Here is a 16939-nt window from a genome sequence, read left to right on the forward strand (position 1 = left end):
CTCGAATCCTAGGACGACGACGGGGGTGACGGATGCCCGACTCCAAGCCGTTAGCCAGACTAATGAGTTAGGCTAACGAAAATGAGCAGCGCACCCGAGACCACGATCACGGACCTCGCGCTCGCGGCATCCGACTTCCGCATGGCGACCTTCCGCCTCGCGCGTCGCCTCCGGTCGCAGCGCGCCGTCGACACCATGAGCGACGGTCAATTCGCCGTCCTGGCCGGCCTGAAGGTGCACGGACCCCACACGCTCGGCGAGCTCGCCGAGCGTGAGCGCGTCTCCGCCCCGTCGATGAATCGCACGGTGAACTGCCTCGAAGAGCTCGGCTACCTCAGCCGCACCCCCGACGAGAACGATCGCCGAAAAGTCGTCATCGACCTCACCGAATCCGGCCGCGACGTCGTCGTCGAGACGGTCCGTCGCCGCGACTCCTGGCTCGAGCACGCCTTCGAGGAGCTCAGCCCCTCCCAGCGCGAGACGCTCGCCGACGCCGCCGCGATCATGCAGGAGGTGGCCGGCCGATGAGCTCCGCCATGTTCCGCTCGTTCTCGGTGTTCAACTACCGGGTCTGGTTCATCGGCGCGCTCGTCTCGAACGTGGGCGCGTGGATGCAGGCGACCGCCCTCAGCTGGGTCGTCCTGACGCAGCTCACCGACAACGACGCGACCGCGATGGGCGTCACGATGGCGCTGCAGTTCGCGCCGCCGCTGTTCCTCGTCGGCGTCACCGGCCTGGTGGCGGACCGCTTCGATCGCCGCAAGCTCCTGTTCTTCACCCAGGGCTCGCTCATGCTGCTCGGCCTCATCATCGGCGTCCTCCTGCTCACCGGCAGCATGAACCTCTGGACGATGTACGCCTTCGCGTTCGCGCTCGGGATCGTGGCCGCCTTCGACAACCCGACTCGGCAGGCGTTCGTGTCCGACCTCGTCGCCCGCGAGAACGCCTCGAACGCGGTCGCCCTGAACGCGGCATCCTTCAACACCGCCCGCATGATCGGACCCGCCGTCGCGGGTCTCGTCATCGTCGCGGTCGGCACCGGCTGGGTGTTCCTCGTCAACGCACTGACGTTCCTCGCGATGCTCATCGCGCTGAGCCTCATCCGCTCCGCCGAGCTCGTCCCGCGCCCGAAGCTCCGGAGCGCGGCGCGCATGGCCGACGGCCTGCGCTACGTGGGGGGCAGGCCCGACCTCATCGTGACGTTCGTGATGGTGTTCCTCTTGGGCGCCTTCGGCATGAACTTCCCCATCCTCGCCTCGACCATGGCCCTCGAGTTCGGGCAGAACGCCGACGGGTACGGCGTGCTGAGCTCGATCCTCGCGATCGGGTCGCTCGCGGGCGCCCTCCTGGCGGCCCGGCGCGACCGTGCGCGCCTGCGGCTCGTGATCGGCGGGCTCGGCCTGTTCGCGGTCGCGTCGGTCCTCTCGGCCGCGATGCCCGTGTACATCGCCTACGCCGCGACCCTCATGCTCATCGGCTTCGCGACCGTCACGACGCTCACGACGGCGAACGGATACGTGCAGACGACGACCGAACCCGCCCTCCGCGGACGCGTCCTCGCCCTCTACATGGCGATCCTCATGGGCGGGACGCCCTTCGGTGCCCCGATCGTGGGCTGGGCCGCCGACGCGTTCGGCCCGCGCGCCGCGATCCTCCTCGGCGCGGCGGCGGCGCTCATCGCGTTCTGCGTCGGCGGCGGGTGGCTGCTCTTCTCCGGCCGCCTCCACCGTCACGAGACCCGCCGGTTCGCGATGACGATCGACGAGACCCGCCCCATCAGCGTCGTCGCGCCCGAGGAGTTCAGCGACGAAGTCGCCGCGACGACGCCGATCCGGCTCCCCGACGCGACCCCCGCGGCCGAGAAGGATGCCGCGGCTCGCCGAGGCTGACCGGGCCGGCTCCGTCGGGTTCGAGCGACCTCACGTGCCGCGCACAGCGGATCGGGGCGACCATTGGCGCCCCGGGGCGGGGACGATGGATGCCGCGGCTCGCCGCTGCTGACCGGCGTCAGATTCCGCGCACCGCTGTCCGCGCGATCTCATAACCGTCGGCCGACGCCGTGACGACCACCTCGCCCGGGCCGTCGACCCGGATCACGGCCAGCAGCCGGCCGTCGTAGGTCGTGTACGCGGACGCCCCGAACGATTCCTCGGTCCTCGCGCGGCCGGAGCCCAAACCAGCCAGTACCCCGGGACCCGAGACCTGGACCTCGACCCGCACGTCGCGGTCGGCGACGGTGATGCCGGCGTCGTCCGCGAGGGTGATCGCGACGAAGGCGAGCCCGCCGACCGCGACCTCGTCGCGGTCGGCGTGCGCCTGCAGGCGAGGGGTGCCAGCGGTGCGGACGACGTGCCGTCCGGTCTCGTGACCTGCCCGCCGCGCGACGGCGATGAGCTCGCCCGGGTGGAATTCGGTCTCGAACCGCGCGAGGAAAGCCTTCTCGGCGCCGACGGGGGCCACGCCGAGACTCTCCCCGTCGAGGAGCAGCTCGACCTCGTCCGCATCTGCGTACACGTCGACCGTCACCGGGGCGCCGTGCGCGGCATCCCAGCTCCACGTCGACACGGTGTCGGTCCACGACCACGGGGTCGTCGCGGTCGGCCGACCGTGATGCTGCGGGCGGTGCACAGCGATGTAGGGTTCGGCACGCAGTCCGTAGACGATCTCGCGGTAGTACGAGATCGTCCGTCGATACCCGGTGATGTCGAGGTCACCGGACTCGGCCAGCCGGTAGGGGTAGGGACCGGCCGTCCCGGTGGGCTCGTACCCGGGCTCGTCGGTGTAGTCGACGCGACCGATCCCCGCTTCTCCGAGGTAGTCCCAGCCGGTCCAGGTGAAATCGCCGATGACGTGGGGCAGCTCCTGAACGAGCTCCCACATGACATCGATGCGCGCGGGGAACGTCTCGGAGCCGACGATGACGCGATCCGGGTGGTCGACGGCATCCTGCCGGTATCGGGAGTCGGCGTAGTTGAACCCGACGACGTCGAGGACGGCGGCCGACTCCTCGATCGACGCGCTCACGAGCGGCGACGCATTCATCAACCCCATCTGATCGCCCATGTTCGCCATCATCGTGTTCGCATCCTCGACCTGTTCGCGGGCTTCCGCCATGCGGGGCAGGTTCGCGATGATGCCGTTGATCCCGTTGGTCACGAACCGGGTGTGGTCGAGGTCGCGCACGCGTTCGGCGAGCCGGCGACTCCAGGTCGACCCGATCGGCGTGCCGAGCTCGAGGATCTCGTTGCCGATCGAATACATGATCACGCTCGGATGATTGCGGTCCTTCGCGACGAGGCCGGCCACGTCGCGCTCCCACCGCTCAGGGAAGGTGATGGTCGCATCGTGCGGCGCCTTCGACCGCGTCCAGGCGTCGGCGAGCTCGTCCATGACGACGAGGCCGTGACGGTCGCACGCATCGAGCATGGCCCGCGACATCGGGTTGTGAGCGCTGCGCAGGGCGTTGAACCCCGCCTCCTTGAGGAGTCGGACCCGGCGATCCTCCGCGTCGTCGAACGTCGCGGCACCGAGCGGTCCGTTGTCATGATGCACGCAGGCGCCGCGCAGTTTCAGGGGGCGTCCGTCGATGCGCAGCCCGTTCCGCGCATCCACCTGAAGGGTCCGGATGCCGAAGGTCGTCGAGTCCTCGTCGAGCGCGGCACCTGCGGCATCCGTCACCGTCGTCTGCAGCGAGTAGAGGTGCGGATGGTCGGGATGCCACCGGAGCGGCTCGTCGACGATGAGCCGGGCTCGGGCGACGGCATCCGTTCCCGGCAGCACCGTGACCGGAGAGCCGCCGGATGCCACGATCTCGCCGGTGGGTCCCGTCACCGTCCACGCGACTCGTGTCTCGCGCGTGTGACGCGTGGAGTTGCGGACGGTGGCCGCGACGGCCACGACGGCACGCTCTTCGTCGATGTCGGGGGTGGTCACGGTCACGCCGTGCACGGGGATGTGGACCGGGTCGGTGACCACGAGATGGACGGGCCGGTAGATGCCCGCCCCGCTGTACCAGCGACTGTCCCGATGCGCGCGCGCCTCGACGGTGAGGCGGTTGACCTCACCGAAGCGCAGGTAGGGGTCGAGGACGGCGGAGAAGCCGGCGTACCCGTTGGATTCATGGACGACGACCTCGCCGTTGAGGAACACGACGGCGTCGCGGTACACGCCTTCGAACTCGAGGCGAACGGTCCTCTCCCGCCACGACGGCGGGACCTCCAGGTCGCGGGAGTATTCGAACGCGCCGCCCGGTGTGTACCCGGAGTGGACCCCCTGGACCTCGTCGGCGGAGCGGGGCAGGTCACGGAGCGCGTCGTGCGGGAGGACCACGAGGCGAGGGCCGGCTCCGTCGGCGGGCGCCTCGAACGGGCCCAGTTTCGGCCCCACGGTCCAGCCGTCGTGCAGCGACTCGCGCGTCACGGGGCGACCTCATCGCCGGTGGCTTCCGGCGCCGGATCCGACCAGTCGATGTCGGCGAAGGTACGGAACAGGGCGCGCAGTTCCTCCGCCATGTCGAGGACGCTGCGGTCGAGCAGCCACTGCACCTGCAGACCGTCCATCATCGCGATGATCGTGATGGCCGCTCGGCGGGGCGTCATCCCGTGACGGAGGCGTCCGTCGCGCTCGAGGTTCACCAGAGCGCGCTCGATCGTGGACCTGGTGAAGTTGTAGCGACCCACGAAGTACTCGTGTGCGGGATGGTCGGGGGCGGTGGCCTCTGCGGAGAGCGTGGCGAACAGCTCCACGACCCCGGGGATCGACGCGTTGTACTCGGCGAGCTCCACGAGCCCCCGGAGGACGGCGGCACCGTCCTCGGACTGTGTGGGGACGATGGCGCGCGCGCGGTCGTCCTTCTCCGCGAGAACCGCCTCGAGAAGGGCGCTCTTGTTGCGGAAATGATGAAGCAGTCCCGCCTCGCTCATGCCGACGCGGACCGCGATCTCGCGCAGCGACCCGGCCCGGTACCCGGACCCCGAGAAGACCTCCAGAGCGGCGTCCAGGATCGCCTGTCGCGTCGCCTCGGTCTTGGCGTAGGTGCCTCGTCGTCGCGCCTTCGCGGGCTCGACCGTCTGCGTGTTCGTCATCACCATCGATTCTCTGAGACCGCTCCCGTGAGCCGTCATCGGGGCCAGTCTGCACGGTTTGGTAACGAAAACCTAGCGATGGCTAGATTTTCGTCGCGAAAACCTAGTGCCCACTAGAAATTGCTGCTAGCGTCCGTCGGCAGAGCGATCCGCAGGGGTATCGCCACCCGAAATGAGGACAATGATGTTCCGATGGAAGGCCACAGCAGCCGTCGCCGTCGTCGCCGCTCTCGCACTGACCGGTTGCGCCGGTGGAGACACGACGAGCAGCACCGGTGAAGGAGGGAAGGCCGACCGGCTGACCCTGATCTCGATCGCCGCACCGACGAGCTACGACATCGGCGCCGGTGCCGAATGGGGCAACCGCAGCGAGTTCTTCGAGGCCGTTTTCGACACGCTCCTCCGCAAGGACTCCTCCGGCGAGATCCAGGCGAACCTCGCCACGGCGTGGGAGTACAACGAGGACAAGACCGTCCTGACCCTCACCCTGCGCGACGATGCGACCTTCACCGACGGCACGGCGGTGGACGCCGACGCCGTCGTGGGCAGCCTCGAGCGCTTCCGCGACGGAACCTCCCCACAGGCCGCCACCCTCGCGGGCAAGGAGTTCGCCGCCCCCGACGCGACCACCGTCACGATCACGCAGGATGCGCCCGACCCGTCGCTCGAGAACCTCCTCTCGATCGCGCCCGGACTCGTGCAGGCGCCGTCGAGCTTCGACGACGAGAACTCGGCCACCACGCCCGTCGGCTCGGGTCCGTACATCCTCGATTCCGCATCGAGCGTCACCGGCACCACCTACAACTACACGGCGAATCCCGACTACTGGAACGCCGACGCGGTCAAATACGAGAACCTCACCATCAACGTGATGGAGGACACCACCGCCATCCTCAACGCCATCAAGGCGGGCGAGGCCAACGGCGCCAAGATCGCCGACAACAACACGATCTCCGAGGTCGAGGGCGCCGGCTGGACCATCGAGTCGAACGAGCTCGACTTCCAGGGCCTGCTCCTGCTCGACCGCGCCGGCACCATGGCGCCCGAGCTCGCCGATGTGAAGGTGCGACAGGCACTCAACATGGCGTTCGACCGCGAGGCGCTGCTGCAGTCCCTGCAGAGCGGATACGGCACCGTGACCGAGCAGGTCTTCCCCGCCACGTCCGCGGCCTACGACGAGGCGCTCGACAGCACCTACCCGTACGACCCGGATGCGGCGAAGGCCCTCCTCGCCGAGGCCGGGTACCCGAACGGCTTCACGCTGAACATGATGTCGACGCCCGCCTTCCAGACGACGTTCGACCTCGTGGCCCAGCAGCTGTCGGACATCGGCGTCACCGTCAACTACACCGACCCGGGAACGGGCAACTTCATCACCGACATGCTCGCCCCGAAGTACCCCGCGACGTGGATGGCACTGGAGCAGAACCCCGACTGGCAGCTGATCAACTTCATGATCGCGCCGAACGCGACGTTCAACCCGTTCAAGTACCAGGACGACACGGTCGACGGCTACATCGAGACGATCCAGCGCGGGACCGAGGACGAGGCTGCGGCCGCCGCCAAGGAGCTCAACAAGTACATCGTCGACCAGGCCTGGTTCGCACCGTTCTACCGCGTCCAGGGATCGTTCGCGACGGACGCGAACACGAACCTGGAGTTCTGGCCGACCAACGCCTACCCGTCGATCTTCGACTTCTCGCCGAAGAACTGACCGATCCGGCGGGTGGCGGGCTCCGGCCCGCCACCCGCCGACCACCTCCGGGAAGGCATCATGCTGTCATTCATCATCAGACGCGTCGTCTCCGGCGTCGTCCTCGTCGCGGTGATCTCCGCCGTCGCGTTCCTCCTCCTCTACGCCGGCGGCGGCGACATCGCCCGCCGCATCCTCGGTGAGAACGCCACCGCCGAGACGGTCGCCAAGAAGACCGAGGAGCTGGGGCTCAACCGCCCGCTCCTCACCCAGTACACCGACTGGCTCGCGTCCGCGTTCACGGGCAACCTGGGTCGCAGCTGGTTCACCGGCGAGCTGGTCAGCGTGAGCGTGACCAACCGCCTCGCCGTCACCCTCTCGCTCGTCATCGGGGCCACCCTCATCTCCGCGGTCATCGCGATCGTCATCGGGGTCTGGGCAGCGCGCCGGGGCGGCGCGGTGGACGGGACGATCCAGATCCTCTCGCTCGTCGGTTTCGCCGTGCCGGGCTTCCTCATCGCCCTCATCCTCGTGCTGATCTTCGCGGTCAACCTGCACTGGTTCAAGGCGACCGGGTACGTGCCGATCGCGACGTCGTTCAGCGGCTGGGTCTCCTCCGTCACACTGCCGATCATCGCCCTCTCCATCGGCGCGATCGCGTCGGTCGCGGTCCAGGTGCGCGGATCGGTCATCGACGCGACCTCCCGCGACTACGTCCGCACCCTCCGCGCCCGAGGCCTCAGCGAGCGCTCCGTCATTTACAAGCACGTGCTGCGCAACGCCGGCGGCCCCGCGCTCGCGGTCCTCGCCCTGCAATTCGTGGGCCTCCTCGGCGGCGCGGTCGTCGTCGAGCAGATCTTCTCCATCCCGGGAATGGGACAGCTCAGTGTCCGCTCGACCACCCTCGGCGACATCCCCGTGGTGATGGGGCTCGTGATCGCCTTCGCGATCCTCGTCGTCATCGTCAACCTGCTGATCGACCTCGCTCAGGCCGCTCTGAACCCGAAGGTGAGGCTCTCGTGAGCGAAGCATCTCCCATCAACCCGGCTCTCCCCCTCGCCCCGGCGAACGCCGCGCCCGTGCGCATGCACCTCGCGCGACGACTCTTCAAGCGCCCCGTCGGTGTCGGAGCCGCGCTGTTCCTGCTGCTCATCGCCGTCATCGCCGTCATCGGCAGTGCGATCGCCCCCCTCGACCCGAACTACGCCGACATCCGGAACGTCCTCGCATCCCCGGGCGGCGCGAACCTCCTCGGCACGGACAGCAGCGGCCGCGACGTCTGGTCGCGCCTGCTCGTCGCCACTCAGACGAGTGTCCTGGCCGCACTGCTGGCCGTCGTCGTCGCCATCGTGATCGGTGTCATCAGCGGTCTCATCGCCGGCTACTACCAGGGCTGGTTCAACGCGGTGGCCACATGGGTCACCGAACTGAACATGGCACTCCCGGGCATCGTCATCCTGCTCGCGGCGCGCGCCGTCCTCGGCCCCTCGGTCTGGATCTCGATGTTCATCTTCGGCATCCTGCTCGCGCCGTCGTTCTTCCGACTCGTCTACGCCGCGGTCACCGCCGTGCGCGGCGAGCTGTACGTCGACGCGGCCCGCGTCTCGGGCCTCAGCGACGCGCGGATCATCGGCCGCCACGTCCTCTCGGTCGTCCGGGCACCGATCATCATCCAGGCCGCGATCATCGCGGGCATCGCCCTCGCGATCCAGTCCGGGCTCGAGTTCCTCGGCCTCGGCGACGTCAAGGTCCCCACGTGGGGCTCGATGCTCAACGACGGCTTCAAGAACATCGCTCGCACGCCGCTCCTGCTCATCTGGCCGTCGCTCGCGATCGCTCTCACCTGCATCGCCCTCACGCTGCTCGCCAACGTCATGCGCGACGAGCTCGAGCGCACCGTCTCGGTGCGTCGCAAGCGCCGTCGCGCCGTCACGACCGCGACCGGTTCGGTCGCGGCCGTGACCACCTCGATCTCGATGAGCGGCGGTGAGCCGATCGAAGACCTCGACGAACTCCCGGTCATCGAGAACCAGGGCGTGATCCGTCACAGCGAGGACGCCCGCAGCAAGGCGACGGAGAAGGTGCTCGAGGTCCGCGACCTGCGGGTCGGGTACGACCAGCCCGACGGCTCCCACATCGAGGTCGTCCACGGTGTCTCGTTCGACATCCGCAAGGGCGAGGTGCACGGTCTCATCGGCGAATCCGGCTCGGGGAAGACCCAGACCGCCTTCGGCGTGCTGGGCCTGCTCCCCCGCGGCGGTCACGTCACGGGCGGATCGATCCTCTACGAGGGGACCGAGCTGGCCGACGCGTCCGAGCGCACCTACGTCGGCATCCGCGGCAAGCGCATCGGGTACATCCCGCAGGAGCCGATGAGCAACCTCGACCCGTCGTTCACGATCGGCAGCCAGCTGGTCGAGCCGCTGCGCGCGCACCTCGGGCTGTCGAAGAAGGAGGCGACGGAGCGCTCCCTCGACCTCCTCGCCCGCGTCGGCATCCCCCAGCCGAAGCGCACGTTCGACGCGTACCCGTTCGAGGTGTCGGGCGGCATGGCTCAGCGCGTGCTGATCGCCGGGGCGGTCTCGACCGACCCGGACCTCATCATCGCTGACGAGCCGACCACGGCGCTCGACGTCACCGTGCAGGCGGAGGTCCTCGACCTGCTGCGCGACCTGCAGGCCGAGCGCAACATGGCCATGCTCCTCGTCACGCACAACTTCGGCGTCGTCGCCGACCTCTGCGACCGGGTCACCGTCATGCAGAACGGTCTGTTCGTCGAGCAGGGACCGGTGCGAAGCATTTTCCACCAGGCCCGTCACCCGTACACCCAAGCACTGCTGGACGCGATCCTCGACGAGGGTCCCGCCCGCGGTCCGCTCGTCCTGAAGGGAGCACGGGCATGACCGCTCCGCTGCTCGAGGTGAAAGATCTCGTCGTCGAATACCCGGGCAAGGGGTTCCGTGCCGAACCGTTCCGCGCGCTGAAGGGCGTCTCGCTCGACATCCTCCCCGGCGAGACGGTGGGCCTGGTCGGCGAATCGGGATCGGGGAAGACGACCCTCGGTCGCGCCGCCCTCGGACTCGCGCCCGTCAGCGGCGGCACGATCACCTACGACGGTCGCGACATCTCGCACCTGAGCCGGCGCCAGCGCCGATCGCTGACCTCCGAGATCCAGGTCGTCTTCCAGGACCCGTACTCGTCGCTGAACCCGTCGATGACGATCGAGGAGATCCTGATCGAGCCGCTCACTGCGGCGGGGGTCGCCAAGGCCACCGCCCGCACGCGGGTGCGGGATCTGCTCGACCAGGTGGGCCTCCCCTCCGACGCACGCAGCCGACTGCCGCGAGAGTTCTCGGGCGGACAGCGGCAGCGCGTCGCGATCGCCCGCGCCCTCGCGCTCGAGCCGCGACTGATCGTCTGCGACGAACCGGTGTCGGCGCTCGACCTGTCGACGCAGGCGCGCGTCCTCGACCTGTTCGTCGAGATCCAGGAGCGCACCGGCGTCGCGTACCTGTTCGTGACGCATGACCTCGCCGTCGTCCGTCACGTCAGTCATCGCGTCGCCGTGATGTACCGCGGCGAGATCGTCGAGTACGGCGACGGCGATCGGGTGACGAGCGAACCGCAGCATCCCTACACCCAGCGGCTCTTCATGGCCGCCCCCGTGCCGGACCCCGACAAGCAGGAGGAGCGCCGCGCCGCGCGTCGTGCCTTCCTCGCGTCCGAGGCCGGCGCGTCGGTTCCGGGCGCCGCCTGACCGGATGCCGGTGCGCGGACATCGCGCGCCGGCATCCACCACCCCTCTTCTCATCCTCCGATCACAGGAGATCGCATGACCGCGTCCACCGACCACCTCCGTCCCCTTCTCGAGAAGCTGACTCTCGAGCAGAAGGCGGCCCTCGTGCAGGGCGCGGACTTCTGGACAACGGTCCCGCTCCCCGAGATCGGGCTGCGGGCCATGACGCTCTCCGACGGTCCCGCGGGCGTCCGCGGCCCCCGCTGGGACGAGCGCGACCCGTCGCTGAACATGCCCTCGGGGTCGGCGCTGGCCGCGTCGTGGGATCCGGGACTGGCGCACCGGTACGGCGCAGCCGCTGCCAGCGAAGCCCGGCGCAAGGGCGTCGACGTCGTGCTCGGACCGACCATCAACCTGCACCGGTCCCCGCTCGGCGGTCGGCACTTCGAGTGCTTCTCGGAGGACCCGCAGCTCACGTCGGCGCTCGGCGCGGCGTACGTCCGCGGACTGCAGGACAACGGGGTCGCCGCGACCCCCAAGCACTACGTCGCCAACGACTCCGAGACCGACCGCTTCACCGTCGACGTGGAGGTCGACGAGCGCGCGCTGCGCGAGCTCTACCTCGCTCCGTTCGAGGCGACCGTCGCCGCCGGGACGTGGAGCATCATGAGCTCCTACAACTCCGTCGACGGGGTGACGATGACCGAGAACGACCTGCTCGAGACGCCGCTGAACAGCGAGTGGGGCTTCGACGGAGTCGTCATCAGCGACTGGACCGCGGTCCGTTCGCTCGATGCGGTCGCCGCAGCTCAGGACCTCGCCATGCCGGGACCGGCTCCCGCCTGGGCCGACCTCGTCGCCGCCGTGCGCGACGGTCGCGTCGCCGAGACAGACCTCGACCGCAAGGTGCTCCGCCTGCTGCTGCTCGCCGAACGCGTCGGCGCCCTCGAAGGGACGAGCCCGCTCGAGCCCGCGCCGGTCGACGGCGTCGCCTTCGTCCGCGAGGCCGCCGTCGAGGGCACGGTGCTCCTGAAGAACGAGGAGGTGCTGCCGCTGGATGCCGGTGGCCTGCGCCGCGTCGCGGTGATCGGCCAGAACGCCCGCGACGCCCGCACGCAGGGCGGCGGGTCGGCCACGGTGCTGCCCGAGCGCACGGTGTCGCCGCTCGACGGCATCCGCGAGGCACTGCCCCACGCCGACGTCGTCTACGAGATCGGCGCGGTCGTGCAGGAGGGCGTCGCCGAGCTCGCCCTCGACCGCATGACGAACCCCGTCACGGGCGAACCGGGGCTGCGCGTGACCTTCCTCGGCGAAGACGGCGAGGAGCTGTTCACCGAGGATCGGCGGGCCAGTGCACTCGTGTGGTTCGGTGGCGATGCCCCGATCGCCGCGAGCCGCACCGTCGTCTTCGAGACCCGCTACACGCCCGAGGCGACGGGTACGGTCGAGCTCGGCTTCGCCGGCGCGAACCCCGCCCGCCTCTACGTTGGGGGCGAGCTGCTCCTCGACGACTCCCCCGTCGTCGAGGGCACCGATCTCGGCGCCGCCTTCCTCAACCCGCCATCCCTCACCGCGGCGGTCGCCGTGCGGAGCGGCATCCCGATCGACGTCCGCGTCGAGTTCGTCCCCGCCGACGCGGGCGCGCTCGCGGGCGCCATGTCGGCGACGGTCGGCATCGCTCCCGAGCGGACCGACCCCGCTGAGCTCATCGCGCGGGCCGCCGACGCCGCCCGCGCCGCGGAGGTCGCGATCGTCGTGGTCGGCACGAACGCGAAGGTCGAGTCCGAGGGCTACGATCGCACCGATCTCGACCTGCCGGGCCGCCAGGACGACCTGGTGCGCGCGGTCGCTGCGACCGGGACGCCCGTGATCGTCGTCGTCAATGCGGGCTCGCCCGTCGTCCTGCCGTGGGCGGACGAGGTCGGGGCGATCGTGCAGGGCTACTTCGGCGGGCAGGAGTTCGGTCACGCCATCGCTGACGTCCTCACCGGCGCCGCCGAGCCCGGCGGGCGCCTGCCCACCACGTGGCCGGCCGCACTCGCCGACGTGCCTGTCACCCAGGTGACCCCGGAAGACGGCGTGCTGACGTACGCCGAGGGCATCCACGTCGGCTACCGCGCCTGGCTGCGCTCGGGCGCCGAACCCGCCTTCCCCTTCGGACACGGCCTCGGCTACACCTCGTGGGAGTGGGATGCCGCGACCCGCGACGGCGAGCGGATCGAGGTCACGCTCCGCAACACCGGCGAGCGCGCCGGCAAACAGGTCGTCCAGGTCTACGCCGAGCGTGCCGACTCCGCGGTCGACCGGCCGGTGCGCTGGCTCGTGGGGCACGCCGTCGTCAGAGCGGATGCCGGGGCCACCGCGACCGCCTCGATCGCCCTGCCGCAGCGCCGCTTCGCGTACTGGGCGGACGGCTGGCAGATCGAGCCGGGCACGTTCACGCTGCGCGTCGGCGCATCGGTCGCCGATCTTCCGCTCGCCGCCGACTGGGAGGTCGGCGCGTGACGCTTCTCGAGGGGACTGTCGACGACCGCCTCACCGGCATCGCCGAGCGACTCGACAGCTGGCTCGCGGCCGACCCCGACCTCTCGTTCCAGATCGCCGCACGTCACCGGGGCGAGGTCGTGCTGGATGCCTGGGGCGGGCCGCACCTCGGCCGGGACTCCGTCATCGTGCCGTACTCGGTGACGAAGAACACGATCGGCCTCGCCGTGGGCCTGTTGATCGAACGCGGCGAGCTCGACCTCGACGAGCGCGTCGCGACCTACTGGCCGGAGTTCGCCGCGAAGGGCAAGGGCGCCGTCACGGTCCGTCAGCTGCTCTCGCACCAGGCGGGCCTCCCCCAGGCCGACACGGTCCTCACGTGGGACGAGCTGCTCGACCATCACGCCGCCGCCGATCGACTCGCGGCATCCCGGCCCTTCTGGCACCCCGGCAGCGCGTTCGGGTACCACGCGATCACCATCGGGGCGCTCGGGGACGAGCTCGTCTTCCGGGTCACCGGACGCACCCTGCACGAGTTCTACGAGCAGGAGATCCGCGCACCGCACGAGGTGGATTTCTACCTCGGGCTGCCCCCGGAGCACGAGGATCGCCGCGCGGACGTGCTGTCGATGATCCAGCCCGTCTCGGACACCCTCGTCCGGTCGTACTCGGCTCTCGGCCCGCTCGTGTTCGGCTCGATGGCGGGCGACGTCGACCTCGGCAACTCGCCGCGGAGCTGGCGGTACGGCCACCCGGCCGGCAGCGGCGCCGGCAGCGCCCGAGGGCTCGCTCGTCTGATGGCCGCCGCGGTGACGGGTGTCGACGGCGGGCAGCCGTTCCTCTCCGCCGACACCGTCGAGCAGATCGGGCAGCAGCAGATCCGCGGGTACGACGAGGTCCTCCATCAGCACGACCGCGCCCACGCGATCGTGTTCCAGAAGCCGTCGCAGCAGCTGTCGTTCGGCGGGCCTCGCGCCTTCGGCCACGACGGCGCGGCGGGCGCCCTCGCCTGCGTCGACCCCGACACCGGTGTCTCGTTCGCGTGGACGATCGCTCGCGGCCCCTGGCCCGGCGGTGCCGATCCGCGCGCCGTCGCCCTGGCGGCCGACATCGGCCGCCTGCTGAACTGACCTCGGAGGACATCCCGTGAATGCCCGCATCGACAGTCTGCGCGCCGAGCTCCGCAGCGACAGCCCGTTCGTCGCGACGGCCGAGCCGCGCCTGAGCTGGATCGTCGCGACCGACCAAGCGAACTGGATCCAGGCGCGCGCCGAAGTCACGGACGGTAGCGACACCGTCACGCTCGACGGCGCCGACAGCGCGCTCGTCGCGTGGCCGTTCGCGCCGCTGGAACCCGGCGACCGCCGCACCATCCGCGTGCGGGCACAGGCGGCATCCGGCACCTGGACCGACTGGTCCGACGGCTACGAACTCGCGGCGGGCTTCCTGGCTGCCGGCGAGTGGGTCGCGCAGCCCGTCGGGCTCGCAGACCCCGCCCGCGAGGCGATGCCCACCGTCGTGAAGACGCGGTTCCGGCTCGGCCGCCCGGTCACCCGCGCCCTCCTCTTCTGGACCGCCCTCGGCGTCGCCGAACCCGAGGTGAACGGGACGCCGGTGTCGGAGGACGTCCTCTCTCCCGGGTGGACCGCCTACCGCGACCGGCTCGTCCACGAGACGGTCGACGTGACCGAGCTCGTCCGCGAGGGGGAGAACGAGCTGTCCGCGACCCTCGCCGGCGCCTGGTACACCGAGAAGTACGGCTTCTTCGCGTTCGCCGCCCGGCTCTACGGGACGCAGCCGTCCTTCCTCGCGCAGCTGCGCGTCACCTTCGACGACGGCACGACCACCACGGTCGCCGCGACCGGCGACGGGTGGGAGGCCGCCGCGCAGTGCGCCGTCGTCGACAGCGGCATCTACGCGGGCGAGCACCAGGACCTCCGACTCACGGCCGCGGAGTTCCGTCCCGTCCGGGTCGGGGCTGCGGCCCTCCCGAGGTACGAGACGGTCCCCGTCCCCGAGGCCCGGATCGCTCCGCCCGTCCGGCGGATCGAGACCCTCCCCGTCGCGGACGTGCTGGCGACCCCTTCGGGCGGCACGATTCTCGACTTCGGGCAGAACCTCGTGGGCAGGCTGCGGGTGCGGCTCCGCGGCGACGCGGGCGCCCGCGTGACGATCCGGCACGCGGAGGTTCTCGAGGACGGTGAGCTCTCCCTCCGCCCCCTCCGCAACGCCGTCGCGACGGCGACCTTCGATCTCTCCGGGGGCGACGACGTCCTCGAGTCGCGCTTCAGCTTCTACGGCTTCCGCTATGCCGAGATCACCGGCGCCGACGTCGACCCCGCCGACGTCGAGGCCGTGGTCCTCCACACCGACATGACGCGGACCGGGTGGTTCTCGGCATCCGATCCGCTCATCGAGCGCCTGCACGAGAACGTCGTGTGGGGCATGCGCGGCAACTTCCTGTCGATCCCGACCGACTGCCCGCAGCGCGATGAGCGGCTGGGCTGGACGGGCGACATCCAGGTGTTCACTCCGACGGCCTCGTTCCTCTACGACTGCGCCGGGTTCCTCACCTCATGGCTGCGGGACCTCGCCCACGAGCAGGCGCGCGACGACGGGTCGGTTCCCGTCGTCGTCCCCTCGGCCCTCACGGGGTTCGCCGGCGGCGCCTCGCCCGCGGCCTGGGGTGACGCCGCAACCGTCGTCCCCACCGTCCTGCACGAGCGCTTCGGCGATCGCGTCGTCGTCGCCGCGCAGTACGAGAGCATGCGGACCTGGGTGAATGCCGTGGGCCGCGACGCGGGCGAGGGCGGTCTGTGGGCGGGTCGCATGCAGCTCGGCGACTGGCTCGACCCCGCCGCGCCGCCGGACAAGCCCGGGCACGCGAAGGTCGACAGCGACATCGTCGCGTCGGCGTATTACGCCCGCTCCCTCCGACAGGTCGCCGATGCTGCGCGGCTGCTCGGACTGGAGACGGATGCCGCGCACTACGGCACGCTCGCCGAGCGCAGCCGTCGGGCGTTCGTCGACGAGTACGTCACGCCCGCGGGACGCATGATGAGCGACGCGCCCACCGCGTACGCCCTCGCGCTCGAGTTCGATCTCGTGACCGATCCCGAGGTGCGTGCCGCGCTGGCGGACCGTCTCGCGGCCCTCGTCCGCGAGGGCGGGTACCGCATCGGCACCGGGTTCGTCGGGACGCCCCTGGTCGCCGACGCGCTGACGCGCGGCGGCCACCTCGCCGCGGCCGAGCGCCTGCTGACGCAGACGGAGTGCCCGTCGTGGCTCTACCCCGTGACGCAGGGCGCGACCACGGTGTGGGAGCGGTGGGACTCGCTTCTGCCCGACGGCACCGTGAACCCGGGCGAGATGACCTCGTTCAACCACTACGCGCTGGGCGCCGTCGCCGATTGGCTGCACCGGACGGTCGCCGGCCTCGCGCCTGCCGCTCCGGGCTACCGACGGCTGCGCATCGCACCTCAGCCGCTCGAAACGCTGTCGTCCGCGTCGGCCCGCCACCTCACCCCCTACGGCGAGGCGTCGGTCTCGTGGCGTCGCGACGGCGACGAAATCGTGGTGACTGCGGTCGTGCCGGCGAACACGACCGCCGAGGTCGACGTGCCGGGCGCACCGGACGAGGTCGGATCGGGTCGCCACGAATGGCGCTTCGCAGCCGATGCCACTCCCCCGCGCCCCGCACTGGACGGGTTGCACGCGTCGCTCGCCGATGTCATCGACGACCCCCGCGCCTACGCCGCGCTCGTCGACACGGTCGCCGCCGCCGACCCCGACCGGGCAGAGGCGGTGCGGGCCGAGACCCGCTGGGGCGCCGGGCGCCCCGTCACGACCGCGCTCATGTTCACCCCGCCCGACCTGCTCGCGGCCGTCGACGACGCGATCCGGCGCGCGACGTCATCCGCCTGACCCACCCGAGGAGACACC

Annotated in this window: 11 protein-coding genes; 9 read left to right on the plus strand and 2 right to left on the minus strand. The window is 70.5% G+C overall.

From position 1 onward, the window contains the following. Positions 1-81 precede the first annotated feature (81 nt). Positions 82-528 carry a MarR family winged helix-turn-helix transcriptional regulator gene (locus ABCU91_RS00630; protein ID WP_133399231.1) on the plus strand — a complete coding sequence of 149 codons (447 nt, stop codon included), beginning with the start codon at positions 82-84 and terminating at the stop codon, positions 526-528. Next, positions 525-1889 (plus strand): MFS transporter, encoded by a 1365-nt coding sequence (locus ABCU91_RS00635; RefSeq protein WP_413354352.1) that lies wholly within the window; start codon positions 525-527, stop codon positions 1887-1889. The genes ABCU91_RS00630 and ABCU91_RS00635 overlap by 4 nt, the downstream gene beginning before the upstream one ends. Positions 1890-2007: 118 nt before the next feature. Here the strand turns inward: ABCU91_RS00635 and ABCU91_RS00640 are convergent, their stop codons facing one another. Both ABCU91_RS00640 and ABCU91_RS00645 read right to left on the minus strand, forming a co-directional pair. Beyond that, positions 2008-4419, minus strand: a complete 2412-nt coding sequence (locus ABCU91_RS00640; protein ID WP_413354353.1) for a glycoside hydrolase family 2 TIM barrel-domain containing protein — start codon at positions 4417-4419, stop codon at positions 2008-2010. Further along, positions 4416-5084, minus strand: coding sequence for a TetR/AcrR family transcriptional regulator (locus tag ABCU91_RS00645; RefSeq protein WP_240741300.1), 669 nt, complete (start codon positions 5082-5084; stop codon positions 4416-4418). Before ABCU91_RS00645 ends, ABCU91_RS00640 begins: the two co-directional genes overlap by 4 nt. A 181-nt stretch (positions 5085-5265) precedes the next feature. Between ABCU91_RS00645 and ABCU91_RS00650 the strand changes: the two genes are divergently transcribed. From ABCU91_RS00650 to ABCU91_RS00680, 7 genes are all read left to right on the plus strand, one after another. Further along, a complete protein-coding gene (locus ABCU91_RS00650; protein WP_240741299.1) occupies positions 5266-6798 on the plus strand; it encodes an ABC transporter substrate-binding protein in 1533 nt (510 codons plus the stop codon). A 60-nt stretch (positions 6799-6858) separates the two neighbouring features. After that, entirely contained in the window at positions 6859-7800 is a 942-nt protein-coding gene (locus tag ABCU91_RS00655) for an ABC transporter permease (protein WP_091359750.1), read from the plus strand. Beyond that, the gene (locus ABCU91_RS00660) at positions 7797-9680 is read left to right on the plus strand and encodes a dipeptide/oligopeptide/nickel ABC transporter permease/ATP-binding protein (protein WP_413354354.1); all 1884 of its coding nucleotides are present in this window, start codon (positions 7797-7799) and stop codon (positions 9678-9680) included. The genes ABCU91_RS00655 and ABCU91_RS00660 overlap by 4 nt, the downstream gene beginning before the upstream one ends. Then, a complete protein-coding gene (locus ABCU91_RS00665; protein ID WP_413354355.1) occupies positions 9677-10534 on the plus strand; it encodes an ATP-binding cassette domain-containing protein in 858 nt (285 codons plus the stop codon). The genes ABCU91_RS00660 and ABCU91_RS00665 overlap by 4 nt, the downstream gene beginning before the upstream one ends. Before the next feature lie 75 nt (positions 10535-10609). Then, positions 10610-13018 carry a beta-glucosidase H gene (locus ABCU91_RS00670; protein WP_413354356.1) on the plus strand — a complete coding sequence of 803 codons (2409 nt, stop codon included), beginning with the start codon at positions 10610-10612 and terminating at the stop codon, positions 13016-13018. Beyond that, on the plus strand, positions 13015-14127 hold the full coding sequence (locus ABCU91_RS00675; protein WP_413354357.1) for a serine hydrolase domain-containing protein: 1113 nt from the start codon (positions 13015-13017) through the stop codon (positions 14125-14127). Before ABCU91_RS00670 ends, ABCU91_RS00675 begins: the two co-directional genes overlap by 4 nt. 16 nt (positions 14128-14143) lie before the next feature. After that, positions 14144-16921, plus strand: a complete 2778-nt coding sequence (locus ABCU91_RS00680) for a family 78 glycoside hydrolase catalytic domain (protein ID WP_413354358.1) — start codon at positions 14144-14146, stop codon at positions 16919-16921. Positions 16922-16939 lie beyond the last annotated feature (18 nt).

It is taken from the genome of Microbacterium phoenicis, from assembly GCF_047302325.1.
Classification (GTDB): Bacteria; Actinomycetota; Actinomycetes; order Actinomycetales; family Microbacteriaceae; genus Microbacterium.